Below are 26,630 nucleotides of genomic sequence, written 5' to 3'. Positions count from 1 at the left end.
TCTTTTATGGCGCGATGCGATGAAGCTTATTTTTTGGTACAATAAACTAAATTAATCATACTATAGGAGTTGTTTTTGTGAAAGCATGCGGTCTAATCGTTGAATATAATCCATTCCACCACGGACATGTCTATCATATCCAAAAGGCGAAGGAAGTATCCCGAGCTGACTGTATCATTGCTGTTATGAGCGGCTCATTCCTCCAAAGGGGAGAACCAGCAATCATTGATAAATTTCATCGAACCAAAGCTGCTTTACAATCTGGTATTGATATTGTATTAGAACTGCCGTATCCATATGCAGTCCAGAGCAGTGACTTATTTGCAAAAGGTTCGGTTTTAACATTGGATCAATTAGGTGTTTCCAATATCTGTTTTGGCAGTGAATCTGGTAATGTATCTCATTTTATAACAACGTTTGAAAAATATAAAGAAAAGGAAACTATTTATAAAAGTACACTTCATCACCATCTAAAGCAAGGCACTTCTTTTCCTGAAGCTAGTAAAAAAGCATATCAAAAGATTGGATTAACTAGTGGACAAATGGATCTATCTAGGCCGAATAACATTTTAGGGTTTAGCTATGTAAAAACCGTTCTAGAGTATTGTTTACCTATAAAACCTTTAACAATCAAACGGACAAGCAGCAACTACCATGATGAATCGATAACAAGTGAGATTGCAAGTGCAACAAGTATTCGTAAACAATTATTTCAAGAAAATGATATTTCCCCTGAGACATCTGCTGCTATTCCAGATGAAACGATTACCCAATTGAAAAACTATAAAAATAAGGCAGCTCTCTGGCACACATGGGAAAATTATTTTCCCCTTGTTCATTATCGTGTATTAACAATGTCATTGGAAGAATTAGCTCAGATACATGGTGTTGAAGAAGGTCTTGAATATCGGATTAAAAAAACAGCCAAAACGGCAACCTCGTTTATAAATTGGATGAAACAGATCAAAACGAAACGATACACCTGGACACGTTTGCAACGAATTTTTGCTCATCTTTTAACAAACACAAAAAAAGCAGATATCCAATCTGTTGTTTCATCTAATTCCGTTCCATATGTGCGTGTGTTAGGTTTAACCAAAAATGGCCAGGCCTATTTACATACAATTAAAAAGAACATGAATGTACCAATTGTTTTTTCATTAGCTCATGGTCACATGCAACCCATGCTGGCGATGGAGGAAAAAGCGACTCATGCGTATTACAGTGTTGTACCACCAAATCATAGAGCATTGTTATTTAAACAGGAATTACAAGCACCTATAAGAATGAAATAAAGCAGGAAGCTATTTTTTTGGCTCCTGCTTTTTTAAGTAATCCAAAGCTCCATCAAATGTATCAACCGGTACCACTTTCATGTCTGTACCAATTTCCTCGGCTGTTTCTTTTGCAACTTGATAATTGGAATCGTCAGCACCTTCTTCATTTGGAGCAAAAAAGATGTCACAGCCTTCTCGATCCGCAGCAACTACTTTTTTATCAATTCCCCCGATTCGCAGTACGTTTCCTTCATAGTCTACTTCTCCAGTTCCAGCGATTTGATAGCCTTTTGTTAAGTCCTCCTCTGTTAACTGGTCATAGATTTCAAGTGAAAACATTAACCCAGCACTAGGTCCTCCAATTTCTCCACTGGAAAATTGCACTTCGGGATCAACTTGAACATTTCGGTCTGTGACTAACTGAATACCGAGTCCTACTTTTTCTTGATCTTTAAACTTCTCAAGCTTAACATCTTTTGATAGTTGCTTCCCATCCCGTTCTATATCAAGCGTAATTGTATCTCCTACATTTTTACTTTCAACATAAGTAATTAAGTCATCTGTTTCTTCAATGTTCTTGCCATCGATCCCAGTAACATGATCTCCTATTTTTAAAATTCCTTCAGCTGGCATCCCTTGGATAACTCCTGCAATAAATACGCCCTCATACGTAATGGTAATATCGGCACCAGCCGCCTTGTAACCAACTACTTCTGAAGCCTCTTGTGAACTTTCCATCATTTGTAATTGGGCATGCATATATTCATCCTCAGAAATTCCTTTAGGTCGGACTTTCTCAAGCGGCAATACTTCATGATGTGCTAAAAACTTTGCCCATAAATATTGTATAGGAGTCGCCTGTCCGCCACTTACCGTTACAAGATGCATATCTCCTTCACTTTCAAAGCCCCCTTCTACCTCAACGATAGGATTTAATGGGTCAGCACCACCAGGTTTATAAATATAGTAAGGCAATTTAAATGCAGCTAAAAAATAAGCTAACAAAACTACAATAATTAAATAAAGGAGATGCCGTTTCGTATATCTCATGATAAAGCTCCTTCCAAATTACAAAATAACTGTTAATGTCTATTCTTTGCAAATGAACATGATATTTCCCAAGTTTTATTTAAACTGTGGCATAAACAAGCACTACACTTACGTATATTGATATAGACTAGTTAAAGTTTATTCAAAAATTCAGTGAGTGATGAATTCTTTCATGTTACTCCCTTCTTCTTCTTTACTTTTGAAAGTTATGACACCTAAGTATGTCTACCATAAATGATTATTTATTAGTATCAGATAAAATCATTCTACTACTATCAAAAAAAGAAGTACAGAATGGTCTCACATTTTAGGGGGCTTTCTATTGAGACAAATAATAAAAACAATATCATTAGCATCTATTACCATTTTCTTTACAAGTTCATTGATAATATTTCCGGACCAAGCATTTGAAGCAAGCATACGCGGTTTAAATATGTGGCTGGAAATTGTTTTCCCGTCCCTTCTTCCTTTCTTTATAGCCGCTGAATTATTAATTGGTTTCGGTGTGGTCAAATTCCTTGGGGTTCTTTTTGAACCAATTATGCGCCCCCTCTTTAATGTACCTGGAGCAGGCGGGTTTGCTTGGGTGATGGGAATGGCCAGTGGATATCCTTCAGGTGCCAAGATTTCTGTGCGACTCCGCGAAAAAAATCAGCTTAGTCAAATTGAAGCAGAACGACTTCTATCTTTTACAAATGCTTCAAGCCCTCTTTTTATATTTGGGGCATTATCAATAGGTTTTTTGCATGATGCCAAACTTGGTATCGTATTAGCCGTAAGCCATTATCTCGGTAATGCACTGGTAGGAATATGTATGAGATTTTATGGGAAAACAACAAAAGAAAACAAAGAGGTTAAACAAAAATCGTATTTCATTCGTGCATTTAAAGAAATGCATAAAACACGATTAGAAGATACTCGTCCATTTGGTAAGGTTGTCGGGGATGCTGTCGTTCATTCCATCCAGACATTGGTAATGATTGGGGGTTTTATTATTCTGTTTTCGGTATTTACAAAATTATTATTTTTAATTGGTTTATCACCGATCATTGCTAAAGTTTTTAAAGTCCTTTTAGTTATACTTGGACTTCCAGCTGATCTGGCATTGCCATTCTTTTCAGGATTATTTGAAATTACTTTAGGTGCCCAAATGATTTCACAACTAGCTACAGATGGTGTATTAGCGAAAATAGTAATTATTAGTTTCATATTAGGATTCAACGGTTTTTCCGTTCAAGCACAAGTTGCCAGCATTATTGCAAAAACGGATATTCGCTTCGCCCCGTACTTTTTTGCCCGTCTTTTACATGGTTTATTTGCAAGCATTTTATGTATTTTATTATTTAAACCTTTATATTTAAACAGACAAGCTTTTGAAAGAGAAGATATACCCGTTTTGCAAGATGTACATGAAAATAATTGGCAAATCGCCTTAGACATCTTAAAACAAATCGGCCCAGTTGTAACGATATTCTTTTTAGGTGTAGCTGGTTTCCTATTGTACAAACGTCAATTAAAAACGAAGTAAGCATTTAAAGAAAAGATGTTGCATAATTAAATGATCAGCAACATCTTTTTTCCTATTTATATTTTTGAATCAATGCTTTTTCTACTTCCTTAGGGACTAAATCGCTTACATCAGCATTGTATTTGGCTACTTCTTTAACCATACTAGAACTCAAGAATGAATATTGATTATTTGTCATCATAAAAAAAGTTTCGATATTTTCATCTAGTTTTCTATTCATGGAAGTGATTTGCATCTCATATTCAAAATCACTAACAGCTCTTAACCCCCGTAAAATTACCTGCGCATTTTGCTCTTTAGCATAGTCAATTAATAAACCAGCATTCGAATCAATTGTGACATTAGGTAAATCTTTTGTAACTTCTTCCAGCAAGTGTATTCTTTCTTTCACTGAGAACAGCGGCGATTTGGATTGGTTATTAAACACTGCAACAATGATATGATCAAAAATTCGGGCTCCACGTTGAATAATATCTAAATGTCCATTTGTAACTGGATCAAAGCTTCCAGGACAAATTGCTAACTTAGTCAATGAAAAGCGCTCCCTTCCCTTAAATATGTTTAAAAATTGTAATTCCAATCGTGCTTCCGTAATTCGCTTGTTTTATTACGTTCAAATGCTCATGGTGAAGCGGTATTTTTTCAGATGGATGATGTTCACAATACATCATTCCATTTTCTGCGAGTAAATCAAGTTGCATTATTTGATGGATCAGTGATTCATAATTCATTTTTTTATACGGAGGGTCTAGGAAAATCAAATCAAATTGCAATTTTCTTTTTGCCGCTGCCTGAATCGCCCGGAAAGCATCTGTACGAAATACTTCAGCTTTATTCTCTATTTTCAATAATTTTAGATTTTCGTAAATTGTATGTACTGCGGATGACTGTTTATCTACGAATACGATCTGCTCTATCCCCCTGCTGAGAGCCTCAATTCCTAAAGCACCGCTTCCGGCAAATAAATCAAGACAAGTCCCACCGCTGAAGTATGGCCCAATCATTTGAAAGACAGCCTCTTTCACTTTGTCTGTAGTAGGTCTTGTTGTTTTACCTGGAACGGACTTCATTTGTCTTCCTTTCAGTTCACCTGCAATTACTCGCATTTCATCACCTCGACTATGACACTGTTCGACATTAATCCTACCATAAAAAAGGATAACAAAAAACTACAAAAAAAGGTATATAATTTTTTTATTTGTACATAATATCATAGTGAGACAGCTAATGCTTTGCTTGGTTGTTTAAAACTCGGAGAGAACTTATACTTCCCCATAAGTTCTATCTCCGGTTTCTCCTCTCCCTTTATCTTTTTGTTTAATAAAAACAAAAAGAACCTGCAGATATATTGATCTGCAGGTTTTTTTATGCATGAGATAAAAACCTTTATGAATACCGTTATGTATGTTATAAAGGTCTTAAATCCCCATTTTATATTCATAATCATACTGTTTTGCCTTATCTGGTTTCGAATTTTCATAGTTGGTTCGAACAAAAGGCTTATAAGAGGTTTCAACTTTCGATATAAAAGAATGCTTCATTAACTTTTTTTGAATATCCTCTAATTCATCTTGATCAACATAAAGGACAGCATACTTTAATTTTTTTGAACGATAAATTAAATGTCCATAGCGTTTTATTTGCTTAAGGTTTTTCATTTGTTGAAACCAAACAATCAATCCTTGACGGTTTGTTCTCATTGTTTGTCCTCACTTACATTTTATTGATGTGTATTATATCAAAATAAAATTCCTTCTTCAATACGTCTATGAAGCGCAGCCACATCCACCGCCGCTTCCGCATCCGCATCCACCATCACTTAGTGCAGCACCGTCTTTAGGTGCCTTGACCTGCTCACTTACACTCAATGCAACATATTGACTAATTTCATCTAATAACTTTTGCAAATTCCGTTCTGCAATTTTAAAGGTAGCTACTTTATCATTCATATCCATAGCACGTTTTGTTTTGCGCACATTTTTCATAACTTCATTAAAATCAGGATGATATCTGCCAAAACGCTGCACATCCTCATAATGTTCCTTTATATCTATAAAAGCTTGGATAAGCTGTTGTGCCTCTTTATCCTCTTCTAATTGTTTACGAGTTTGCCTATATTTTTGCATAACGTCTGATTGTAAAATCATTTTTCCTAACTGCTCAGAGTAATCAAGTATATCTACATATTCCATTGTAGCTATCAAAATATCCACCTCCAACACCATCTTATCATTTAATGAACTGCTTTGAAAATGGTAATGATTAATCCTTCATTGCTCCTGCAAACTGCATAAGCATCGTTATCATTTGCACCTGATTATTCATTTTTTCCAAACGTTTCGTAAATGTTTTCCCATAAAAGCGCTTTGCTTCTTTCTCTAATTCTTCTAATTTGTTTGGATCTCTTGAAAGATAGCGATACCATACTGGATTATACCTGACAAATACCAAGAGCTCAGGATGATTTTGTAAATAAGAATAGCTTACTTCATGCATATTTTCTCCTCCTAGTCCCGAAACCAGTTAAAATCCTTTGGCCGACCTGGTGAATAAGGGCCGGACTTTTTATTGTCTTGAAATTGGCCTACCATTTTTTGGATCATTCCTATCGTACTGCTTAATTGTTCGATCTGATTATTTAATTTATCCATATCCATTTTTTCAGCGAATCTAATAACCTCATCAAATAGTTCTGTTTTGTTGAATGTTTCATTTTCTTTCTCCTCCTTTGGTTTATCTTTATACTTTTCCCACATTGGATCATCTTCACCAAGTAAAGACCATTTTTCATAATACTCCTGCCAGTGTTTTCCGCTTCTTCGCACGCTTTCAATTAGCCGTGGATGCTTATTTATAAAATCTCTAAATTCTCTAACAGAAGGATGTAATTTTTCTTCATTCACAATGCTCACCCCTTTAAAAACACAATCCTTTTTCATTTATAAATAGTCATCTGTTACTAATTAATTTATGAATATTCCTATTTACTGTGCAAAAAAACTCACCAACAACGTTGATGAGTTCTTCATTTACATGACCTAAAGCTTCGATAGGAAGTTTTGTGTATAATAAAAACGGTAAACACCAACACCTAAATGGGTGTACTCATTATTTAATAAAGCCTCCCGATGTCCCTCACTATTTAGCCATCCTTCCATGGCTGCAGCTGCATCTGGATATTGAGCGGCAATATTTTCACCAGCGGTTCGATAATCGATGTCTTTTTCCGCTAAACGTTCCTTTAGACCCTCTCCGTTTAGGGCATAGTGGGAGAAATAATTATTATCAGCCATATCTTTACTATGCAAAAATGCTACTTCTCTAGCGCCACTAGCCCAGTCCACCGGATCCTTCTCATACTGATTTCTCATCACATTCGTTATATCGAATATTTGCTGTTCCATCCCACTTTCAACTTTTTTCCATTCTTTATCCGTTAAATCCGGGGATTCAGGTAAATCACCGCGATATTCAATTTCGTATGGCCTGTGCTTTAATAATGTTTCAGCTTTTATAACTCGAATCGATGATAATTCTTTTGTAAACGTGTCAAAATAAAATTGAATAAAAATATCATCCGTTATTTTAGCCAATGGCCGCATTTTTAAATCTTCCTCATTCAAGTGAAATGTATAGGAGGATAAACCTTTGCTATAATTTACCATTTTATTAAATGAAAATTGATCATTAACTGATGCATAGGATTCCGAAATTTTAACCGGTTCGATGGATAAATCATTACCTGTCGCAAAGATAGTTACAACTTTATCATCTCTTACTCCAAATTGAATATATTGGTTGAACTGATCCGTATAGACCCACCATGTATAACCATAAGCACTTAAATCTTTTCTGAGGGGTTCACCGAAAGTTTCTAATAATTTATCGGAAGGTTTTTCTATCCACTGAAAAACATCGCCTTCCAAAGAGATGCTTTTCCTTTTCTTTGGAACTTCTTTTGACTCAAGCAAGCTTTTCTTTTGTTCTAATACTTTACTAAATTTGTCTATTGCATCTTCTGCATCCATATTATTTTCTTGCAAAAAATAGTAACCGATTCCAAGGAATAAAGTAAGTAGTAATAAAAAACGTATAATACGCATAAAAGCATCCCTTCTATTCATTATATAAACACTATATGTGTCAGTGCACAATTACATTCTTCTCATGTCTGAAGTCTTAATGATCATTCCGTCCCATTGACATTATCTTATATTTTTTATCTTAATAATTAAAGAAAAAAACAAGGATAATAAATTTTTATAAAGAGCAAACGAAAACTTCATTTTCATTTCCATTGCAACTTAAACGATTTCGTACTATTATAGTTTTAGTGATATCAAATTCGTGAGGTGGAAAAAATGAAATTAGAAAATACTGGAATTGAAGATATGGTTATAGATGTAAAACCTCTAAATCATTTAATGGGAAAACATGCCTTTATACTTGGCGAGCACTGGGATTATGAAAGAGTAACCTATGATTATAAAATAGGATCAAAAGAAAAAAACATTACATATTATATTCGAATTCAAGGATATGCGCTAGAAGGCGATGTTGATCGCGGAAATGCTGTCATTAAATTATTAACTCCTCTGCTAGGTAAACACTATTACCCACATGGCGTCGAGTATGGAGAAGAAGAAAATTTCCCGGAGAATCTTGTGGAACGAGCTAATAAAATCGTTATCAAGGCAAGAGAAGAACTAGAAGCATATAAAAAATAAAAACACTAACATTTGTATTGGCATGGCGATAAGGCCAACTGCTCAGTTCTATTATAGAGCGGTTGGTTTTTTTATAAAAAAACAGAGCACTTTTACCTAGGAATTTACTTTTTTGAAAATAGATTTTGCATCTTATTCACATACAAGAACATCCCCCCTTCTTTAGCCTGTTATAAGATATGATTTCACTTTAGCCTATATGAGAAAGGAGACTTCTTATTTCCTTGTTCCGAAAAATGACAAAACGCCATTGGACTTTTATATTTCTATTAATCTTACTTATCTTGTTTATCTACTTTATATTACCAATATCCTTACCGTTAATTTCTGCATTGCTCACAGCACTTGCACTTAACCCGGCTGTACGATCTATTCAATATAAAGTAAAACTCAATAGAAAATCATCCGTTATTATCGTTTTTCTCCTTTTTATTTTTCTAATTGGAACTGCTGGAACCTTTATTGTCTCCAAATCCGCTGCACAAGTTGTTCATTTTGTGGAAGATGTTCCAAAATACTTCAATCAATTAAATCATATATACGAAGATCTGGAGCAAGACGTTCAACACTATACAAAGAACTTACCCCAAGAATTTATAAGGCAAGTGTCAAATAGTTTAGAAGAAAATTTAATTGCCCTAAGTACAACAGCAAAAGAAAAAATAACACTAGATAATATTGCCCAAATCGTAGCAAAAATTCCACAATACTTAATTAGTTTTATCGTTTATTTGATTGCTTTATTTTTGTTCATGCTTGAATTACCCTTGCTTAAATCAAAAATGTATGGCTTATTCACGAAGGACACAGCAGAGAAGTTTTCTTTTATGAATATGAGATTAGCGGATGTTCTGCTAGGTTTTCTAAAAGCGCAACTTCTCTTAAGCATCATTATATTTATTGTATCTCTAATCGGATTATTTTTCATAGCTCCAAATGTAGCACTCATTATGTCGCTTATTATTTGGATTGTCGATTTAATTCCTATTATCGGTTCAATCATCATTTTAGGTCCCTGGTCATTATTTATGTTCTTATCAGGGGAAACTGCAGTCGGAGTAAAATTAGCAATACTTGCAATTGTCCTTCTGTCTATTAGGCGAATTGTAGAGCCAAAAGTTATGGGACAGCATATCGGTCTTTCTCCACTAGCGACGTTAATAGCAATGTTTCTAGGACTTAAACTTTTAGGAATTTTGGGCTTTATTTTAGGACCGCTATTAGTAATAGCGTTTAACTCAGCTAAAGAGGCGGGAATTATAAAGTTAAATCTAAAAATATAGCTGAACTGAAGTAAAAATATTGAAGGGGAAAGTTTATTAAAAAAGGATGAGTAAATGCACTCATCCTTTTTTATGTTCCTAAAATTGCCTTAAGCATACTGGTAGTTTCTCCGCCCTCGTAAATAACATATAATAATAAATAAACAGCTACCCCTGTTATTGCGGAGATAAACCAAATAACACTTGTTACAGGCCCAATTTTTCTATGTTTTGTGAGATTACGTTTAAATGCTAAAGTAAGTGTTATTACTCCAAAAATAGCACTGATAGTTGCTAGTGTTATATGAAAGATTAAAAAAATGGTATAATAAATTTTAATATTTTCAGGACCGCCAAAACTGGTGTTTCCAACAAATGCAGTTCTCGATACATAAATAATAAAAAATAAAAGTGCGCTAATCGAAGCAGCTATCATTGATTTTTTATGAGCCTTGACTTTATTTTTTATGATAAAACTCCAGCCGATTGCTACAAAAATCGCGCTTAAAATAATAAAAAATGTACTTATCGTTGGCAAAAATGGCATGACGAATACAAACCCTTTCTAGTATATGCTCATTCATTTTTAAAAAAACACGAATAAAATTCGTGTTTTTTTAAGCTTTAGTCGTTGATTCAGAAGTACTTCCAGCTGGTATCGGATCTACCTTGTAACTTCCTTTATTGAACCAAGGGAAAAATACGGTACCTAACAGAATAGCTAGAACAATTTCCTGCATTATTTTCATGATAATACCGCCTGCTTGCTGATCTTGCAATATTGTTAACGGTGAAAACATTTCGGGACCTGAAATCGTTGAAGTAATCCCGCTTAATACATCACCTGGTACACACAAACTCATCGCTTGAATCCAAGCTCCACTTGCAGTATAAGCGTCGTATAGTGGGTGTTCTGCAAAAATAATTAGTGCACAAGCAGGTGTTATAAGCAGTCCATTAGCAAGGAGATAAGCCATCTTAACTAATGGAGGCATCTTTTCAAATTCTTTAAGTGGCTCTAAAATAGGCAGCCACATAATAAAAGCAGCAATTAAAATGACTAAAGAAATGGCCGTATGGCTAATTTGCGATGTCTTTGAAAAATCAAATATAAATGGAATGTGATAAAAAGAGAATAAACCACAAAACAATACGATCGAAATAAGCGGCTTTGTCAAGAATTGAAGAACAGGTTTAACCACTGGCCTTCGAACGATTTTTTTCCATACCCAAGTTGGTATACCTTGTATAATAAAAATTGGAAACACAAAATAATAAATTGCCATTTGGATCATGTGTGCAGTTAACATAATATGTGTAAGCAAATCAACAGGTGAACCTTTAACGATATAAAGAAGAACTAAAGCCGAATAGAAAAAGCTTTGCTGTTTAATGGACGGCTTTTCACCACCGCCAAATTTATGACGATATGGACCTGTAATGAGATAATATATAAGAGCGAGTCCAATTATAAACATCATAAAGTATGGACTCCATAAAGCACGAAATCCAAAGATTTGTAGTTGTAGCCACATAAGAATTCCTCCATGTTAAGGATAATTATTTATATTATACCGCATTTTTAGTAATAACAAGCGCTAAACATATGACAATTTTAACACAAATTGAACACATTCCACCACTAAATATCGCTTGGTATGGGGATTCTGAAAATTAACGAATTGATGTTACTACCTCACTATCTCCCTGTTTAACTGAAAAACAACATTTCTAACTCTCGATAGACTATTTGCTCCAAATTTGTAAAAGAATTCGAGACAAATAATACTTATTTTAGCAGGCTTTGCATTAGAAATGCATAGGCCGCCACCAGTTGGCTCTTCCTATCTTATCCCTTTCAATTTTCATTGTCCGGTAAGAAGGTTTACTAACCTCCTATTCACTAGGGCACAACCTTCCTGTTCATAGAGGTAGTTTATTTCTCAAAAAAAAGAAGACCGGAATAACTGTCCGATCTCCTTTATATATTTTACCACCAAGTGATAAGTCCTAAACCACCCAGCGTTAATAGTGCTGCCCATACACCACCATAAATCAGTGTTGCAGGCATTGCATGGCCTTTATCTTTCATGTGCATGAAATAATAAAATTGAAATCCAACTTGAACAACTGCCATGATTACAATGATAGGGATGAGAAACATTTTGTCCACTGATTCTGTTGCAACAATACCAAATGCAATCAATGTAAAAGCAATCATCGATGCAAATGCGATTAGTTGTTTTTTCATTTCATCCTTATTTTTTTTCTTTTGATACGCTTTAACAGTTGAGTTAGTACTTGTATTTTCCGGCATGTATTAACCCACCTTTCCCATTAAGTATACAACAGTAAAGATGAATACCCAGATGACATCAATAAAGTGCCAATACAAACTGAAAGTGTTAAACTTAGGTGCATTATAAAGATTCAAACCTCTTTTAGCATTACGTATTAACAATGAAATAACCCAGCATAGACCAAATAGTACGTGGCCACCATGGAAACCAACTAACGTATAGAAAGCTGACCCAAATGCCGAAGATCGGAATGTAAATCCGTATTCTGTGATATAGTGTGCAAACTCATAAATTTCACAAGCTAAAAATCCTACACCAAGTAATGCGGTAATCCCTAGCCATAGCACCATTTTGCTATAGTCATTGTTTTTCATGTGATACATTGCATAAACACTCGTTAGTGAACTTGTTAATAACAGCATTGTCATAACAAAGACAAGACCTAAGCCAAATATCTCATCGGACGCTGGTCCATCGGCAGTTGAATTTCTAAGTGCTAGATAAGTTCCAAATAAACTAGCAAATAGAACTGCTTCACCGCCAAGGAAGAACCATAGCCCCATAAATTTATTTTTACCTTCCAGGGTGGCTTTTTCCGGATCTTGTGGCATTGTTTCAGGATTCAAGGAATGATCGTGACTCATATTAGTCAGCCTCCCTTTCAAGTTCTTCTTTTGGAATATGGTGTCCATGATCATCTTTAAATGACCTTACTACCATACAGCCTAATGCAAAAGCCATACCGCCATATAAAGCTAAATACCATGCTGAATGATCAACTTGATAGATAAAACCAAATCCAGCGATAAAGAATCCAAGTGACATTAAAAATGGCAGGATAGAGCCATTTGGCATATGAATATCTCCTAATGGTTCTGCAGGAGTCATCTTCCCATTTCCTTCCATTTTTTCAATCCACAATGGATCTAAGCCACGAGTAAGCGGCAATTGTGCAAAGTTATAATGTGGAGGTGGTGATGATGCTGTAGCCCACTCCAATGTACGTCCATCGTATGGATCGGGTGATGGTCTTTCTCCTTTAGCTGCTGTGTAAAAAATATTAATAATAAACACGATAACAGCAAAGGACATAAAGAAGGCTCCTATCGTACTGATCAGGTTTCCTAAATCAAGGCCTTGATCTTCAAGGAATACCCAGTAACGACGAGGCATCCCCATCAATCCTAGGAAATGCTGAATAAAGAATGTCATGTGGAAACCAATAAAGAATGTCCAGAATGTTAATTTACCCATGCCTTCATGTAAAATTCTTCCGAACATCACCGGCCACCAGTAATGCAAACCACAGAAGATACCAAATACAGTACCACCAACGATTACGTAGTGGAAATGCGCGATAACAAAGTAGGTATCGTGATACTGATAGTCTGCAACAGCAGAACCTAGCATAACACCTGTCATACCACCAATTGTAAATGATGGAATAAATCCTAGTGCCCATAACATTGCGGAGTTGATTGTAATGCTTCCACCCCACATTGTTGCCAGCCAGTTAAAGATTTTAATACCTGTTGGCACAGCGATAGCCATTGTTGCAATCGCAAAAATAGAGTTTGCTACAGGGCCAAGACCGACTGTAAACATATGGTGCGCCCAAACCATAAATCCTAAGAAAGCAATTAACATTGTAGCAAAAACCATTGCTGTATAACCAAATAGACGTTTCTTAGAAAATGTTGAAAACACATCACTAAATAGACCAAATAAAGGTAATATCAAAATATACACTTCAGGGTGTCCAAATATCCAGAATAAATGCTGCCAGATAATGGTATTACCACCTAAAGCTACGTCAAAAAATGCAGAACCAAACATACGGTCAAACATTAATAAAAATAGGTTTACAGTTAAAGCTGGAAAAGCAAATAAGATTAACACACTTGTAATAAATGTAGCCCATGCAAACAAAGGCATACGCATATAAGTCATTCCTGGCGCACGCATATTAACTATAGTAGCTAAAAAGTTAATACCCCCCATTAAGGTTCCGGCACCAGCTATTTGCAACCCGGCAACGTAAAAGTCAACACCATGTCCAGGTGAATCTATGGCCAGCGAGGCATACGATGTCCACCCTGCATCAGGTGCGCCCCCTAAAAACCAACTACAATTTAGTAGAAGTCCACCGAACATAAACAACCAAAATCCTAATGAGTTTAGGAATGGAAATGATACATCACGTGCACCTATCTGTAAAGGCATTATAGCATTCATCAACCCTAGCAATATGGGCATCGCTGCCAAAAATATCATTGTAGTACCATGCATCGTGATCATTTCATTATAAAATCCTGCACTGATAAAATCGTTTTCAGGCTTAATCAGCTGAATACGGATAATAACAGCTTCCAGACCACCAAGTATGAAGAAGAAGCCTCCGCCAATTAAATATAAATGAGCTATTTTTTTGTGGTCAATTGTTGTTAAATAGTCCCATAAAACAGCGCCAACACTTCTTTTTTGTGTAGCTGTTACACTCACGACTTATACCTCCCTTTAACATCTTGCATCCCAATAATTATTTTAGACCGCCTGCACTATCAGGTGTTACTTCAGACGGCTGCAATTGCATGAGATACTCCGCAATTTTATCTGCCTCATCCTCTGATAAATCAGGATAGTTACCTGTCATTTTGTTACCAGGTTTTATAGATTCAGGATCCATAATCCAATCAACTAAGTTTTCTTTTGTCGGATCTAAAAATCCCGCGAATTTTGTACGGTCACCAAAGTTTGTTAAGTTTGGTCCAACTTGAGCTGGTGAAGATCCGATAGCATGACAACCCATACAGTTATTTTCTTCAAATAGTTCTTTTCCTTCTTGAGCAACAGCACTTTCCGGCTCTGCTTCTGGATCTACATCTTTCATATCAGCTATCCATTGGTCATATTCCTCAGGGCTTACAACGATTACTTTAAAGTCCATTAATGAATGTGATGGACCACATAGTTCAGCACACTTTCCCCAATAAACGCCTTCTTCATAAGCTTCAATATACATTGTATTTTCGTTATCGACGTTGACGTCCATTTTTCCAGAAATACTTGGCACCCAGAAAGAATGCGTAACATCAGAAGCTATCATGTTTAAATAAACTCTTTCTCCTTGAGGTATATATAAGTCCTGACTTGTTTGAAAGCCCTCATCCTTATAATCAAAATGCCACCAATACTGGTTACCTGTCACATCAATATTAATGTGTTCGTCTGCTTCTGAAGTGTCTGACAGGGTAAAGCTATGGATAACTGTTGGTACAGCCATGATTATAACTAAGATAATCGGAATAACTGTCCAAATGGTTTCAAGGGTCTGGTTACCTTCTACTTGTTTTGGTATAAAATCTTCCTGCCCCTTCTTTTTACGAAATCGCAATAAGACAATTACATAGGTAATTATGACCGCTAAGAATACAAATGTCATAACTACAGTGGTCAGAATAATCAAATTAAAGGATACTTCTGAACCATAGCCTTTAGGCACAAGTGCCGTTAAATTGTCTTTACCACAGCCAGATAAAAATAATGCTAATGAGCTAAGTAAAGCCAAAGCTTTAATTTTTCCCATCCAACCTTTCATGTATTTGTACCTCTCTTTCTCTTGGTTTCTTCCTTATATATGAATTTATTATTAAGGACAATGTAACTATAGAAGAAGTTAAATCGTTACGATTACCATCACCAAAAATAAAATGGTTAGATAGTTTGATGAGTAAATAAGAATCATATTGGCCCATTTCATGTCATTTTTCATGAAAAACCCACTTATCCCCATGATTAACCAACCAACATTCAAAATAGTTGCGACTATCAAAAATGTTGTCCCTAATAAGATAAGTATAAAGGTATAGGAAGCATGCATGCAATCTAAATAACAATTTATTTGATCGTTACTATAAAACCATACACAGCCGTAACATCGGCACACCTGCATCCCTATATTCTTCACATTTTTTCATAGCTAATGCAAGAAAATGGGGTATTTACCAAATAAACATGATTATAAATAAGACATTCCCCACGATATGTGATGTGGGATCCACTGCAAATCAGCCTAACAAGGCAACGGTTATTGACAACAGTTGTTTAAACAGTAAAAGATATAATCCAATTCCAGTGGTTGTAAATACTAGCCAGTAACGCAGTATTCAATGAAATACTTCTAGTAACTTTAGGACGTGAACTTGTTCTAGTCAAAACAGGTTCAATATAGGCAGCATACCAATCATGAAAAATACTCCCTCCTACTATAACAAATGCACTTCCTATCATCGCTAATATGAATATATCCCATTTTGCTACAAATGTCGAATTTGTAAGATAAAATGCTAGGCAAAAACAAGTAAATACAGTGATAAAATTAGAATTAACAATTCCGATTTTATTAAGAGCTTTTAAATTTGTAGTGAATGAGGGGGTTTTTCTTTGATTAGAGGAACATTACTCACCAACTATGAGCTTGTTGTCTCTAATTCCTTCACTTTTAATTTCCTCCCTTCTGATCCCCGATAAAAAAGGCAGCAGTTTATGCATTTGAATAAAGTATTCAATAATACCATAATCTTCCCTAAATCAATCCGCTTTAGTCCTAATTTTATCAAGGATTTATATTACAATCCACTTTAATGCCATCTAGCTCTATTCTACATAAATTTTTCACTTTTATTGTGACAAATTCATGAATTTAATGTTAACTTTTACATCATTACTGAAAATAATCATTAAGGTATGTAGTCATCCTAAAAATTGGCATAGTGATGTATAGAAAAGAAAATATCCCCTACAATATTTCTAGCAAACAAAACACAACAATGCAAGAAGAATTTATTTTTTATGGAACAACAGTAAAAAGTGCTGATAATCTAACAAATTTGTGTCATTTATTTATTTAAACCGTATTTCGTTGCTTTATAGCTGTACAAAATATTATTATTAAAGTATCATGATTTTGTCTTAAAGAAGTTACACGCAAATCTTGCACATGTATTAGCGGAAATTCTTTCTAATAATGAAAAAGTGAGGATATAAAATGATTAAAACGTTAAAATGGTTATCTGTAGTGTCAACTATTGGAATGATATTTATTTTACTCGGTGGCGCACTAGTTACGAAAACAGAATCTGGTGCGGGTTGTGGAAAAAGCTGGCCACTTTGTCATGGGCAATTTATACCTTCAGAAATAACAACTGAACTTGTTATAGAACTTAGTCATAGGTTAGTTTCTGGTATTGTAGGAATATCAGTGCTGGCTTTGGCCTACCTATCCTGGAAACATATCGGGCATATTCGTGAAGTGAAATTATTATCATTTTTATCTGTTTTCTTTTTAGTATTACAAGGTTTAATTGGTGCAGCGGCAGTAATGTGGGGACAATCTGACTTTGTATTAGCTGCACATTTTGGTATATCGCTTATATCCTTTGCTGCAATATTCTTGCTTATGTTATTAATTTTTGAATTGGATAAAAAGCTTGATACCTCATCATTATTCATTCAAAAGAAACATAGGGTCGAAATCTATCTATTAACAGCCTATACCATTATGGTTGTTTATACAGGAGCTCTGGTAAGACATGCAAAAGCGGAACTTGTTTGTGGAAATTGGCCTTTTTGCGTTAACAGTTTCCCATTTGGCATTAGCGATTATAGCTTTTCCCAATGGATACACATGGGACATCGCCTGGCGGCTGGATTACTTTTTATATGGACAGTTTCATTATTTATAAGAGTCATTAAACATTATAAGCATAACAAAGTTATGTTTTGGGGCTGGGTAACCATTGTATCGCTCATAAGTTTACAAGTGTTTTTTGGAGCCATGATTGTGTTTACCATGTTGAATCTAGGTATAGCGTTGCTTCATGCGTTTGTTATATCTTGTTACTTTGCTATGCTAAGCTATTTTATTATGCTTTCTACAAGAAGTGCTAAATATGAAAAAGAAAAAAGTATGGGGATTATCAATCAAAAGAATCCTGCAAAAACGAAACTTGACCCTATTGCATTTCAAGCCAATAAAAACAGGTAGTAGAATCACTTTCTACTACCTGTTTTTTGTACTATCTTAACCTATTCAAATTCAATTAATAAGTCGTTTACTTCAATCGGATCTCCGTTATTAACATGGATGTTCTTTATTACTCCTGCAAACGGCGCCTGAACCGTTGTTTCCATTTTCATTGCTTCTGTAATTAATAAGTGGTCCCCTTTTTGTACTCGGTCGCCTTTCTTGCATATTGCTTTGATAACAGTTCCTGGCATCGTTGCCCCAATATGCTTCTCATTATCAGCATCTGCTTTTGGCTTCGTTTCTATTTGTGATTTTATACTTTCATCTTTAACTACTACTTCCCTTGATTGTCCATTAAGTTCAAAGTAAACCACACGGGTTCCATCTAATTGTGGCTCAGAAATGGAAACTAATTTAACAAATAACGTCTTCCCTTGCTCAATTTCCACTTCAATTTCTTCCCCTAATTCCATTCCGTAAAAGAATGTCGGTGTATTAAGTGTAGAAATATCGCCGTATGAATCATAAAATTTATTATAATCCATAAAGACTTTCGGGTACAGGGCGCTAGCAATGATGTCGAAGCTAGTAACTTGACGATCAAGCGTTTTAAATAGCGTTTCTTTCAGTTGCGTAAAATCAATTGGATCCAGTAATTCCCCAGGACGAACTTTTATCGGTTCTTTCCCTTTTAAAATAATACGTTGAAGTTCTTGTGGGAAGCCTTGATATGGCTGTCCAATATATCCTTGGAAAAACTCAATAACAGATGCAGGGAAGTCGATGGATTCTCCGCGTTCATAGATATCATCTTCGGTTAAGTTATTTTGTACCATAAACAAAGCCATGTCCCCAACAACTTTCGATGACGGTGTTACCTTAACAATATCACCAAACATATCATTGACTTGACGGAACATCGATTTTACTTCATTCCAGCGTTCTTCCAGTCCCACTGCTTTCGCTTGTTGCTGTAGATTACTATACTGTCCGCCAGGCATTTCATGCTCATATATTTCCGTATGTGGAGCATTCATACCACTTTCAAAGTCTTGATAGTATGCTCTTACTCCTTCCCAATACCTGGATAATTTTTCATAAGCGTTAATACTTACTTTTGGCTGACGCTTTTTTCCTTCCAGTGCATGATAGAGTGTTTGGGAACTTGGCTGTGATGTTAATCCAGCCATTGCTCCACAAGCTACGTCAACTGCATCCACTCCTGCATCAACGGCGCGTGTGTACGTTAAAATACCATTGCCGCTTGTATCATGCGTGTGCAAATGAACAGGGATATCTAGTGTTTCCTTTAAGCTTGATATTAATTGATATGCCGCTTCAGGTTTCATAAGACCCGCCATATCTTTAATTCCGAGTATATGTGCGCCAGATGCTTCGAGTTCTTTAGCTAAATTGGTATAATAAGCTAAATCATACTTCGATCTGCTAGAATCTAAAATATCTCCTGTATAACACATAGTAGCTTCTGCTATTTTATTATTATCTCTTACAGCTTGAATAGCTGGTCTCATACCATCTATCCAATTCAGACTATCGAAAATTCTAAAAACATCGATTCCAGCTTCCGCACTTTTTTCAACAAATTGATTAATCAAGTTATCCGGATAGTTTTTGTAGCCAACCGCATTGCTTGCTCGAAGCAGCATTTGCAAAAGTACATTTGGCATTTTTTCCCGCATTTTTAACAATCTTTCCCATGGATCTTCCTTTAAAAAGCGATAAGCTACATCAAACGTAGCTCCTCCCCACATTTCTACTGAAAAAAGATTAGGTAGTAAACGCGCAGTAGGTTCAGCTATTTTAAGCAAATCTTTTGTACGTACTCTTGTAGCTAAGAGTGATTGATGTGCATCTCGAAATGTGGTATCTGTAAGCATTACTTCATTTTGCTCTTTCAGCCATTTTGCCAATCCGTCAGGCCCATGCTGTTCTAATATTTGCTTCGTTCCTGCTGGGATTTCTTCGGATTGTGAAATCTTAGGAACTTGCGGTGTTAAAAATGTAGGCTTCTTCTTTTTCTTAATGCCATCAAATCCGTTTATGGTTGTGTTTGCAATATACGTGAGCATTTTTGTTCCGCGGTCTTTCCTTTTTGGAAAAACAAATAATTCAGGTGTCTGATCAATAAATGTTGTATTGTATTCTCCTGACATAAATTGTTCATGAAGAATAACATTTTCTAGAAACGGTATATTCGTTTTGATTCCGCGAATACGAAATTCTTTTAAGTTTCGAACCATTTTACTAGCAGCTTGGTCAAATGTTAATGCCCATGTAGAAACCTTTACAAGCAACGAATCATAGTATGGTGAAATAACCGAACCTTGGTAGCCGTTTCCAGCATCTAATCGTACTCCAAAGCCTCCACCTGTGCGGTAAGCCATAATTTTACCAGTATCGGGCATAAAATTATTTAATGGATCCTCTGTTGTTACCCTTGATTGTATCGCATACCCAATACAGGAGATATCATCTTGCTGCGGGATACCTACTAATGGGTCATGTATATTTAATCCATCTGCAATTTTAATTTGCGTTTGTACAATGTCGACACCGGTAATCATTTCCGTGATTGTATGCTCAACTTGAACCCTCGGGTTAACTTCAATAAAGTAAAATGTATCTTCACTTACTAAGAATTCCACTGTACCAGCGTTGATGTACTCAACATTTTTCATTAGTTCAACGGCGGCATTACAAATATCCATTCGAAGTTCTTCTGATAAAGAGACACTTGGTGCAACTTCTACTACTTTTTGATGTCTTCTTTGCACAGAACAATCTCTTTCAAATAAATGAACAATATTCCCTTGTTTATCACCCATAATTTGTACTTCAATATGTTTTGGATTTTCAATTAGCTTCTCTACATAAACTTCATCATTACCAAATGCTGCTTTTGCCTCCGACTTAGCACGTTCATAAGCTTCCTTAAGTCCTTTTTCACTGCGGACAATACGCATCCCGCGTCCGCCACCGCCGAGAGAGGCTTTTATAATAATTGGGTATCCATGTTCTCTTCCGAATGCTTCTACTTCTGAAAGAGACGATACTGGTCCATCCGAACCTGGGATAACAGGAAGTCCGGCATTTACAGCCTGTGTACGTGCTTTCACTTTATCGCCAAACATATTTAAGTGCTCACTCGTAGGACCGATGAATATAATCCCTTCCTCTTCACAGCGTTTGGCAAAATGTATATTTTCTGATAGAAACCCATAGCCTGGATGGATTGCATCAACGCCTACATTTTTAGCAAGCTCAATAATACCTTCAATATCTAAATAAGCGTCAATCGGCTTTTTATCTTCCCCTATTAAATAAGATTCATCTGCTTTATAGCGGTGATAAGATCCTGTATCTTCTTTTGAGTAAATTGCCACAGTACGTATATTGAGCTCTGTACAAGCCCGAAACACTCGTATTGCAATTTCTCCCCGATTTGCAACTAATACTTTCTGAATTTGATTTAACTTGACCATGGTCTTCCTCCTCTATAATTAAGTACATTTTTCTCTAATCCGGGTTGTTCTTTGACTGTTTCTGGCTGTTGTCTTTCTTCATTCACTGATTTAGCAATGTTATTTAAAATTCCCATTGAAATTAGCAGTATTAACAGTGAAGATCCTCCGTAACTGATGAATGGTAGTGTTACACCAGTAATCGGAAGCACGCCGCTGATAGCGCCCAAATTAATAAATGCTTGTATACCTACCATTGAGGAAATTCCAATGGCTAATAGTGCACCGAAACTATCTTTGCATTTGTTAGCGATAAAAAGCCCTCGAAGAACAATTGTTGCTAGCATACCAATAACAATTACAACACCAACAAATCCCAATTCTTCAGAGATAATCGCCATGATAAAGTCGGTATGAGCTTCCATGAGATAACCAAGTTTTTGTACGCTTTGCCCCAACCCCTCTCCTGTTAAGCCTCCAACACCAATTGCTATGTAAGATTGTATCAAATGATAACCACCTGTTTCTGGGGCTTCAAACGGCTCATACGCGCCCGTGAAACGGTCAATTCTTGTATCGGTTACCATATTTGGTAAGGCGATCGCTAACACAATTAATCCAATGGCCACAAGAATGAATAAATGTTTAAAACGTATTCCTGAGCTGAAAATAATCGTGCATGCAATTAAAAAGATGATAAATGCTGTTCCTATGTCTGGTTGTAAGACAATAAGCCCTAGCATCAAACCTGTTAAAATTAATGGCGGCAGGACACCCTTATTAAATTCGTCGATATAGGATTGCTTTTTTGAATACACTGATGCCAGATACATAATAAGACCTAATTTTGCAAACTCTGCAGGCTGCAGATGAATCGGTCCCAGCTGAAACCAAGACTTGGCATTATTTCGAACTTCACCAAAGAGCAATACTCCCACCAATAAAACTATAATAACTAAAATAATAGGCTTGATTAACCTTTGATAGTATTTATAAGGAAATAGTGCACAAAAAGCAAATCCAACTAGACCGAGCATAAACCATTGCAATTGTTTAAAAAGATAATGGGTGCTTTCAAAACCTTCTACAACTGCTGATACCATACTAGCGCTATAGATCATGACCGTGCCAAAAGCCGTTAAAAGGATAGGAGTTATGATCAACGTAAAATCATAATCTTTTAATTTCTTCATCATCTTCATCATCTTACTTCTCCCCACCATATTTATTTCGCCTGTAAAGATGAAAAGAAATTTTTGATAGTATATCATATTTTGCAAAATTGCGTAACTAATTGCAAAAATCCCTCATCTTTTTTTATGCTTTTTAGCTATTTTTAAACAAAAAAACCTTGCCAAATGTTATGTCGGCAAAGTTTTGCTAAGAGGTTTGTTAACCTAACACATGAACACAAAAGTTTATTTTGAATTTTGCGCTGCTTCATGTAGTATATTGAGTTGCCTCTCTAAATTTTCGAGAAGTGCTTTACCTTCATTTTCGCTGATTAAATTCAAACGGATTGCAAAATCAATTTCTCTTGACAGTCCAAACATTTGCGTGTCCAAAACCTCTTCATATAAAGGGCATTGCGGCATTGTTAAATTTGTAATTTGAACTTCTATAAGACGTAAAATTTTATCAGCATCTGCCTTAAGAAGGGCATAGGCTTTTTCACGATGATCTATTGTCATCTCTGGCATCACTTAGTATCCCCTCCACATAAAAGACGTTCTACTATCTTTATACTATCGTTTGAGAGTGAAAAATGCAAACAAAATTACAGTTATTAATCATTTTTTATACGAGAATCGTTTAACCAATCTCTATTTTAAAACTCGTGAAAAATAACTTTATATCTGCTATCCTTAATAAAGGAAATATAGAGAGGTGAAAAAATGATTATACAATTGACTGGAAATGTTACATATCCTATTACACTAGATCCGACTGTATGGATTTTTGATGATAGAAAAATTTTACTTGAGGATGCATTTTCCAAAAATAAAACGGACATTGAATCTGTAGAGGCTGATGAATTAGAAAAGGCTGCCGAAAGATGGAGCAGAGAAATTTATCAGCAAAAAATCAAACCGCCAATTAATAAAAGTATTTCACGATTAGAAGGAAAAAAAATCCTAACAAATTCTTATGTGATGCCAATTAATGACTTTATTAATCACGCAGAGGTTAAACCAGATGCAAAAAATGCTACATTAGTTACAAAAAATGAGGAAGTGAACATCTCACTTGATGAACTAAGAAATTGCTACTTAATGTTTGCATATAATGGGAAACCCCTAAAAGAGGATGGACCTGTCTACTTCTATTACGGGGATGGGTCAAATAAAGATGCTCCAATAAAGGAAGTCCAAAAAATTATTGTGAATTAATGTTTTAAAAAGAGCTGCTACAATAAAAAAATTGTAGCAGCTCTTTTTGTATAAATTAGCTTAATTTAACCAAAATATATAGAAAGATTGCATTCTTTTTTTAGTTAAAGGAGGGTTGTAAAATGCATTTACGGACCACTTTATTTTTACTGATTAGCTTACTAATAATAACCGGGTGTCAGAAAACAAAAGATGATGCTCTGCCTGAAACAGATAATCAAGATAGGTTTGTTCAAGTTGAAAATACAGACCAAGAAGAAAAAAATAATATGAGTAATGAACAAATCGCTAATCATTTAGCAAATGTTGCAAGTGATGTGCCAAACGTTGAAGATGCAGCAGCCGTTGTAGCAGGTCCATATGCTGTTGTTGGAATTGATGTCGACCGAAAATCAAACCGTTCGAGAGTAGGCACTATTAAATATTCCGTAACAGAAGCCTTACAACAAGATCGATATGGGAAAACAGCTGTTGTAGTGGCAGATGCTGACGGAACGGAAAGAATTCGCGGTATGGCTGATAAAATACAACAAGGATATCCTGTACAAGGGATTATGGATGAACTATCGGCAATTGTAGGCAGATATATGCCTGACTTTCCTACTAATGATAATAAGCCACGGGATCCTGATCAAAACAAAGATGTTATTCCAAACAAAGATGAAGACAAATTAGACGAAATCGAAGAAGAACAATCGAATGAACATAAAGAGAACAAATAAAGAAAAAAGATGTTTCCAGTGTGAAAAGGAAACATCTTTTTTCTTTTACTTATTATTTTCTTTTACGGCAATATTTTCTTTTACTTCGTTATAATAATTAACACCAAACTGAGAACCTTCGGAAACCATTTTAGCATTTTGCAGTTGTGCCAAATCTTGGTTATTGGTTTGATCTGGCCGCCCAGCATCTTCTAAAGTGCTACCTAAACTGAATTCATTCGTGTTTTTCACACTTTTAAGTAAGGATTTTAGATTAGTCTTCAGCTTCTGTCTATTTTTTTTATTTATTAATAAATAACCTGCTGCACTTGCTCCTATTGCGGATAATAGATAACGTTTCTTCATAAAGTCGTCCGTCCTTTCCCTTTACCATTTACTTTTATATTTCCCCATTACCCGTTTTATAAAACATGATATACATGCTTTATTCAGATATGTTATAGTATTAACAGCATCTTCCGTTTGAGGTGACAATATGAAAGTAAAATGTGTTTTATGTGACACGATTGAAGAACTAGAAAACAGTTCATTACACGCAAAAAGGCTTCGAAACAGTAAGCTGCGAATGTATTTATGCAATTCTTGCTATGAACGAATCGCTCAAAGAACCAAAGAACGCCACGAGACTGGAAATTTTCATTTGTACAAAGAAAACAAACAAGATGATGACATTATATAAAAAAATCCCTATCAATCGTTGATGGGGATTTTTGCCTTATTGTGTATTCGCTTTTCGTTTTCTCTCCCTATGGAGCCGGAATCGATAAATTCCTAATACGATCGAAATGATAATCAAACTTTCTGTAATCGGTAGTTCGGCAATACTGCTGAAAAGAGTGATAATAAAAACGCCAACCACAAGCATGATATATACAAATATGCTTTTTAAAAGCGGCAATTTTCGGGCAAATCCTAATTTATATGCTATAATTCCAAATATTAAATTCAATACATAAAAGATGTTAAATGTATTTTCCGTACCATAGTTTTCAACAATATAATCAAAAAAAATACTAAAATTTGAACCCATTCGTCTCCCCCATTGACTAAACATAATCTTTCCATTCCTATCATACTAAATCTTGCTTACCTATGCTAGTTAAAGATATGTCAATTTTGTATAAAAAAAGAAAATGGTATATACTATTCACTGTTAGAAAACAGAGGTGACATTATGAAAAAAATTAATGTTCCCATGCTATTGTTAGCTACTTTAGTAATATTAATGTTTGTAGCAGTTGGTGTTGCGATCGCTTTTCGTAATATCTGGCTCGTTCTATTATTCTTACTATTAGGTTTTGCAATAATGGGATTTGGATTATCTTTAAAGAAAAAGAAAAAGTGACTCATCCTTTCGGTATTGACCCCCGAAAGTTAGAGTGCTAAATCTAACTTTCGGGGGGTGTTTTTATGGCTAAATATAGTGAAGAGTTTAAAATAAAGCTTGTCACCGAATATCTACATGGGAACAAAGGATATAAATTATTGGCAAAAAAGTACAATATGCCGTCTTATACACCGTTAAGAAATTGGGTGAGTGCCTATAAAACTCAAGGGGTAGAAGGATTAAAGAATAGAAGAAGAAAAGAGGCATATTCTGTTCAATTTAAATTAGATACGATACAATTTATGTTAAATACAGGTGCTTCTTATCAAGAAACTGCAGATCAATTTAAATTGAACAATCCTTCTTTAATTAATCGATGGATGAAAGAATTCAATGAACAAGGAGTAGAAGGCCTGAAACCAAAACCAAAGGGGCGACCTTCCGGATTAACCCCCGAATTTTGGACACATTTTCTCTTAAACTAGCTTTTTCTTAGAATTACTTACTTTTTCATGGTGCCCCTTCTTCTTTTGTCCC

Annotated in this window: 29 protein-coding genes and 1 pseudogene; 10 read left to right on the top strand and 20 right to left on the bottom strand. The window is 35.3% G+C overall.

Annotated features, from left to right (window positions below):
• The first annotated feature begins 77 nt into the window (after positions 1–77).
• A complete protein-coding gene (locus J2Z81_RS00145; protein WP_029267650.1) occupies positions 78–1,295 on the top strand; it encodes a nucleotidyltransferase in 1,218 nt (405 codons plus the stop codon).
• Positions 1,296–1,304: 9 nt separating this feature from the next.
• Here the strand turns inward: J2Z81_RS00145 and J2Z81_RS00140 are convergent, their stop codons facing one another.
• Positions 1,305–2,327: a SepM family pheromone-processing serine protease gene (locus J2Z81_RS00140; protein WP_029267652.1), complete on the bottom strand. Its 1,023-nt coding sequence runs from the start codon at positions 2,325–2,327 to the stop codon at positions 1,305–1,307.
• A 322-nt stretch (positions 2,328–2,649) separates the two neighbouring features.
• Between J2Z81_RS00140 and ylbJ the strand changes: the two genes are divergently transcribed.
• Entirely contained in the window at positions 2,650–3,855 is a 1,206-nt protein-coding gene (ylbJ, locus tag J2Z81_RS00135) for a sporulation integral membrane protein YlbJ (protein WP_029267654.1), read from the top strand.
• Positions 3,856–3,907: 52 nt separating this feature from the next.
• Here ylbJ and coaD read toward each other — a convergent pair whose 3' ends face one another.
• From coaD to J2Z81_RS00100, 7 genes are all read right to left on the bottom strand, one after another.
• Positions 3,908–4,387, bottom strand: a complete 480-nt coding sequence (gene coaD / locus J2Z81_RS00130; protein WP_029267656.1) for a pantetheine-phosphate adenylyltransferase — start codon at positions 4,385–4,387, stop codon at positions 3,908–3,910.
• Positions 4,388–4,406: 19 nt separating this feature from the next.
• On the bottom strand, positions 4,407–4,961 hold the full coding sequence (gene rsmD, locus J2Z81_RS00125; RefSeq protein ID WP_029267659.1) for a 16S rRNA (guanine(966)-N(2))-methyltransferase RsmD: 555 nt from the start codon (positions 4,959–4,961) through the stop codon (positions 4,407–4,409).
• A gap of 312 nt (positions 4,962–5,273) precedes the next feature.
• Positions 5,274–5,555, bottom strand: a complete 282-nt coding sequence (locus J2Z81_RS00120; RefSeq protein WP_029267663.1) for a YlbG family protein — start codon at positions 5,553–5,555, stop codon at positions 5,274–5,276.
• A 66-nt stretch (positions 5,556–5,621) separates the two neighbouring features.
• Entirely contained in the window at positions 5,622–6,059 is a 438-nt protein-coding gene (locus J2Z81_RS00115) for a YlbF family regulator (RefSeq protein ID WP_029267664.1), read from the bottom strand.
• A gap of 58 nt (positions 6,060–6,117) precedes the next feature.
• On the bottom strand, positions 6,118–6,351 hold the full coding sequence (locus J2Z81_RS00110; protein ID WP_029267666.1) for a YlbE-like family protein: 234 nt from the start codon (positions 6,349–6,351) through the stop codon (positions 6,118–6,120).
• An 11-nt stretch (positions 6,352–6,362) separates the two neighbouring features.
• Positions 6,363–6,758, bottom strand: coding sequence for a YlbD family protein (ylbD, locus tag J2Z81_RS00105; RefSeq protein ID WP_226370468.1), 396 nt, complete (start codon positions 6,756–6,758; stop codon positions 6,363–6,365).
• A gap of 135 nt (positions 6,759–6,893) precedes the next feature.
• The gene (locus J2Z81_RS00100; protein ID WP_226370467.1) at positions 6,894–7,958 is read right to left on the bottom strand and encodes a CAP domain-containing protein; all 1,065 of its coding nucleotides are present in this window, start codon (positions 7,956–7,958) and stop codon (positions 6,894–6,896) included.
• 258 nt (positions 7,959–8,216) lie between these two features.
• Here J2Z81_RS00100 and J2Z81_RS00095 point away from each other — a divergent pair, with 258 nt between their 5' ends.
• Both J2Z81_RS00095 and ytvI read left to right on the top strand, forming a co-directional pair.
• Entirely contained in the window at positions 8,217–8,582 is a 366-nt protein-coding gene (locus J2Z81_RS00095) for a YugN family protein (protein ID WP_029267672.1), read from the top strand.
• A 224-nt stretch (positions 8,583–8,806) separates the two neighbouring features.
• Entirely contained in the window at positions 8,807–9,865 is a 1,059-nt protein-coding gene (gene ytvI / locus J2Z81_RS00090) for a sporulation integral membrane protein YtvI (protein WP_029267673.1), read from the top strand.
• A gap of 70 nt (positions 9,866–9,935) precedes the next feature.
• Here ytvI and J2Z81_RS00085 read toward each other — a convergent pair whose 3' ends face one another.
• From J2Z81_RS00085 to J2Z81_RS16125, 7 genes and pseudogenes are all read right to left on the bottom strand, one after another.
• Positions 9,936–10,391: a DUF420 domain-containing protein gene (locus tag J2Z81_RS00085; protein WP_226370466.1), complete on the bottom strand. Its 456-nt coding sequence runs from the start codon at positions 10,389–10,391 to the stop codon at positions 9,936–9,938.
• Positions 10,392–10,461: 70 nt separating this feature from the next.
• Positions 10,462–11,379: a cytochrome c oxidase assembly factor CtaG gene (gene ctaG / locus J2Z81_RS00080; protein ID WP_029267677.1), complete on the bottom strand. Its 918-nt coding sequence runs from the start codon at positions 11,377–11,379 to the stop codon at positions 10,462–10,464.
• Between the two features lie 455 nt (positions 11,380–11,834).
• Positions 11,835–12,161 (bottom strand): cytochrome c oxidase subunit IVB, encoded by a 327-nt coding sequence (gene ctaF, locus J2Z81_RS00075; protein WP_029267679.1) that lies wholly within the window; start codon positions 12,159–12,161, stop codon positions 11,835–11,837.
• 3 nt (positions 12,162–12,164) lie between these two features.
• Positions 12,165–12,788: a cytochrome (ubi)quinol oxidase subunit III gene (locus J2Z81_RS00070; RefSeq protein ID WP_029267681.1), complete on the bottom strand. Its 624-nt coding sequence runs from the start codon at positions 12,786–12,788 to the stop codon at positions 12,165–12,167.
• A 1-nt stretch (position 12,789) separates the two neighbouring features.
• Entirely contained in the window at positions 12,790–14,646 is a 1,857-nt protein-coding gene (locus J2Z81_RS00065; protein WP_029267683.1) for a cytochrome c oxidase subunit I, read from the bottom strand.
• A 37-nt stretch (positions 14,647–14,683) separates the two neighbouring features.
• The gene (gene coxB / locus J2Z81_RS00060; RefSeq protein ID WP_029267685.1) at positions 14,684–15,742 is read right to left on the bottom strand and encodes a cytochrome c oxidase subunit II; all 1,059 of its coding nucleotides are present in this window, start codon (positions 15,740–15,742) and stop codon (positions 14,684–14,686) included.
• 78 nt (positions 15,743–15,820) lie between these two features.
• Positions 15,821–16,208: pseudogene (locus J2Z81_RS16125) on the bottom strand (UbiA family prenyltransferase); the annotation flags it as partial.
• A gap of 983 nt (positions 16,209–17,191) precedes the next feature.
• Here J2Z81_RS16125 and J2Z81_RS00055 point away from each other — a divergent pair.
• On the top strand, positions 17,192–18,190 hold the full coding sequence (locus J2Z81_RS00055) for a COX15/CtaA family protein (RefSeq protein ID WP_051681401.1): 999 nt from the start codon (positions 17,192–17,194) through the stop codon (positions 18,188–18,190).
• 41 nt (positions 18,191–18,231) lie between these two features.
• Here J2Z81_RS00055 and pyc read toward each other — a convergent pair whose 3' ends face one another.
• From pyc to J2Z81_RS00040, 3 genes are all read right to left on the bottom strand, one after another.
• Positions 18,232–21,675: a pyruvate carboxylase gene (pyc, locus tag J2Z81_RS00050; RefSeq protein ID WP_029267689.1), complete on the bottom strand. Its 3,444-nt coding sequence runs from the start codon at positions 21,673–21,675 to the stop codon at positions 18,232–18,234.
• Positions 21,663–22,850 carry a putative lipid II flippase FtsW gene (ftsW, locus tag J2Z81_RS00045; RefSeq protein ID WP_029267691.1) on the bottom strand — a complete coding sequence of 396 codons (1,188 nt, stop codon included), beginning with the start codon at positions 22,848–22,850 and terminating at the stop codon, positions 21,663–21,665. The genes pyc and ftsW overlap by 13 nt, the downstream gene beginning before the upstream one ends.
• A gap of 222 nt (positions 22,851–23,072) precedes the next feature.
• Entirely contained in the window at positions 23,073–23,354 is a 282-nt protein-coding gene (locus tag J2Z81_RS00040; protein ID WP_029267693.1) for a YlaN family protein, read from the bottom strand.
• A gap of 195 nt (positions 23,355–23,549) precedes the next feature.
• Between J2Z81_RS00040 and J2Z81_RS00035 the strand changes: the two genes are divergently transcribed.
• Entirely contained in the window at positions 23,550–24,044 is a 495-nt protein-coding gene (locus J2Z81_RS00035; RefSeq protein ID WP_029267695.1) for a hypothetical protein, read from the top strand.
• 122 nt (positions 24,045–24,166) lie between these two features.
• The gene (locus J2Z81_RS00030) at positions 24,167–24,766 is read left to right on the top strand and encodes a YhcN/YlaJ family sporulation lipoprotein (protein ID WP_029267697.1); all 600 of its coding nucleotides are present in this window, start codon (positions 24,167–24,169) and stop codon (positions 24,764–24,766) included.
• Positions 24,767–24,811: 45 nt separating this feature from the next.
• Here J2Z81_RS00030 and J2Z81_RS00025 read toward each other — a convergent pair whose 3' ends face one another.
• On the bottom strand, positions 24,812–25,111 hold the full coding sequence (locus J2Z81_RS00025; RefSeq protein WP_029267699.1) for a hypothetical protein: 300 nt from the start codon (positions 25,109–25,111) through the stop codon (positions 24,812–24,814).
• 130 nt (positions 25,112–25,241) lie between these two features.
• Here J2Z81_RS00025 and J2Z81_RS00020 point away from each other — a divergent pair, with 130 nt between their 5' ends.
• Entirely contained in the window at positions 25,242–25,445 is a 204-nt protein-coding gene (locus J2Z81_RS00020; RefSeq protein WP_084179033.1) for a YlaI family protein, read from the top strand.
• 36 nt (positions 25,446–25,481) lie between these two features.
• On the opposite strand, the gene J2Z81_RS00015 is transcribed toward J2Z81_RS00020, so the two are convergent.
• Positions 25,482–25,796, bottom strand: a complete 315-nt coding sequence (locus J2Z81_RS00015) for a YlaH-like family protein (protein ID WP_226370465.1) — start codon at positions 25,794–25,796, stop codon at positions 25,482–25,484.
• 144 nt (positions 25,797–25,940) lie between these two features.
• On the opposite strand from J2Z81_RS00015, the gene J2Z81_RS00010 reads away from it, so the two are divergent.
• Both J2Z81_RS00010 and J2Z81_RS00005 read left to right on the top strand, forming a co-directional pair.
• Complete coding sequence (locus J2Z81_RS00010; protein WP_198020908.1) at positions 25,941–26,111, top strand: DUF5325 family protein; 171 nt, start codon at positions 25,941–25,943, stop codon at positions 26,109–26,111.
• A gap of 65 nt (positions 26,112–26,176) precedes the next feature.
• Positions 26,177–26,578 (top strand): helix-turn-helix domain-containing protein, encoded by a 402-nt coding sequence (locus J2Z81_RS00005; protein WP_226370464.1) that lies wholly within the window; start codon positions 26,177–26,179, stop codon positions 26,576–26,578.
• The last annotated feature ends 52 nt before the right edge of the window (positions 26,579–26,630 follow it).

This window comes from Virgibacillus alimentarius, assembly GCF_017874635.1.
Lineage (GTDB): Bacteria > Bacillota > Bacilli > Bacillales > Amphibacillaceae > Virgibacillus_B > Virgibacillus_B alimentarius.
The sequence above is the reverse complement of the archived record's forward strand: the minus strand, read 5'-3'. Positions and strand labels throughout refer to the sequence as shown.

Excerpts from the sequence above, each read along its gene's own strand:
- J2Z81_RS00140 (WP_029267652.1), bottom strand. The coding sequence starts at position 2,327 with ATGAGATATACGAAACGGCATCTCCTTTATTTAATTATTGTAGTTTTG.
- rsmD (WP_029267659.1), bottom strand. The coding sequence starts at position 4,961 with ATGCGAGTAATTGCAGGTGAACTGAAAGGAAGACAAATGAAGTCCGTT.
- J2Z81_RS00120 (WP_029267663.1), bottom strand. The coding sequence starts at position 5,555 with ATGAGAACAAACCGTCAAGGATTGATTGTTTGGTTTCAACAAATGAAA.
- J2Z81_RS00110 (WP_029267666.1), bottom strand. The coding sequence starts at position 6,351 with ATGCATGAAGTAAGCTATTCTTATTTACAAAATCATCCTGAGCTCTTG.
- J2Z81_RS00100 (WP_226370467.1), bottom strand. The coding sequence starts at position 7,958 with ATGCGTATTATACGTTTTTTATTACTACTTACTTTATTCCTTGGAATC.
- J2Z81_RS00095 (WP_029267672.1), top strand. The coding sequence starts at position 8,217 with ATGAAATTAGAAAATACTGGAATTGAAGATATGGTTATAGATGTAAAA.
- J2Z81_RS00085 (WP_226370466.1), bottom strand. The coding sequence starts at position 10,391 with ATGCCATTTTTGCCAACGATAAGTACATTTTTTATTATTTTAAGCGCG.
- ctaG (WP_029267677.1), bottom strand. The coding sequence starts at position 11,379 with ATGTGGCTACAACTACAAATCTTTGGATTTCGTGCTTTATGGAGTCCA.
- ctaF (WP_029267679.1), bottom strand. The coding sequence starts at position 12,161 with ATGCCGGAAAATACAAGTACTAACTCAACTGTTAAAGCGTATCAAAAG.
- J2Z81_RS00070 (WP_029267681.1), bottom strand. The coding sequence starts at position 12,788 with ATGAGTCACGATCATTCCTTGAATCCTGAAACAATGCCACAAGATCCG.
- coxB (WP_029267685.1), bottom strand. The coding sequence starts at position 15,742 with ATGAAAGGTTGGATGGGAAAAATTAAAGCTTTGGCTTTACTTAGCTCA.
- J2Z81_RS00055 (WP_051681401.1), top strand. The coding sequence starts at position 17,192 with ATGATTAAAACGTTAAAATGGTTATCTGTAGTGTCAACTATTGGAATG.
- pyc (WP_029267689.1), bottom strand. The coding sequence starts at position 21,675 with ATGGTCAAGTTAAATCAAATTCAGAAAGTATTAGTTGCAAATCGGGGA.
- ftsW (WP_029267691.1), bottom strand. The coding sequence starts at position 22,850 with ATGATGAAGAAATTAAAAGATTATGATTTTACGTTGATCATAACTCCT.
- J2Z81_RS00040 (WP_029267693.1), bottom strand. The coding sequence starts at position 23,354 with ATGCCAGAGATGACAATAGATCATCGTGAAAAAGCCTATGCCCTTCTT.
- J2Z81_RS00035 (WP_029267695.1), top strand. The coding sequence starts at position 23,550 with ATGATTATACAATTGACTGGAAATGTTACATATCCTATTACACTAGAT.
- J2Z81_RS00030 (WP_029267697.1), top strand. The coding sequence starts at position 24,167 with ATGCATTTACGGACCACTTTATTTTTACTGATTAGCTTACTAATAATA.
- J2Z81_RS00025 (WP_029267699.1), bottom strand. The coding sequence starts at position 25,111 with ATGAAGAAACGTTATCTATTATCCGCAATAGGAGCAAGTGCAGCAGGT.
- J2Z81_RS00020 (WP_084179033.1), top strand. The coding sequence starts at position 25,242 with ATGAAAGTAAAATGTGTTTTATGTGACACGATTGAAGAACTAGAAAAC.
- J2Z81_RS00015 (WP_226370465.1), bottom strand. The coding sequence starts at position 25,796 with ATGGGTTCAAATTTTAGTATTTTTTTTGATTATATTGTTGAAAACTAT.
- J2Z81_RS00010 (WP_198020908.1), top strand. The coding sequence starts at position 25,941 with ATGAAAAAAATTAATGTTCCCATGCTATTGTTAGCTACTTTAGTAATA.
- J2Z81_RS00005 (WP_226370464.1), top strand. The coding sequence starts at position 26,177 with ATGGCTAAATATAGTGAAGAGTTTAAAATAAAGCTTGTCACCGAATAT.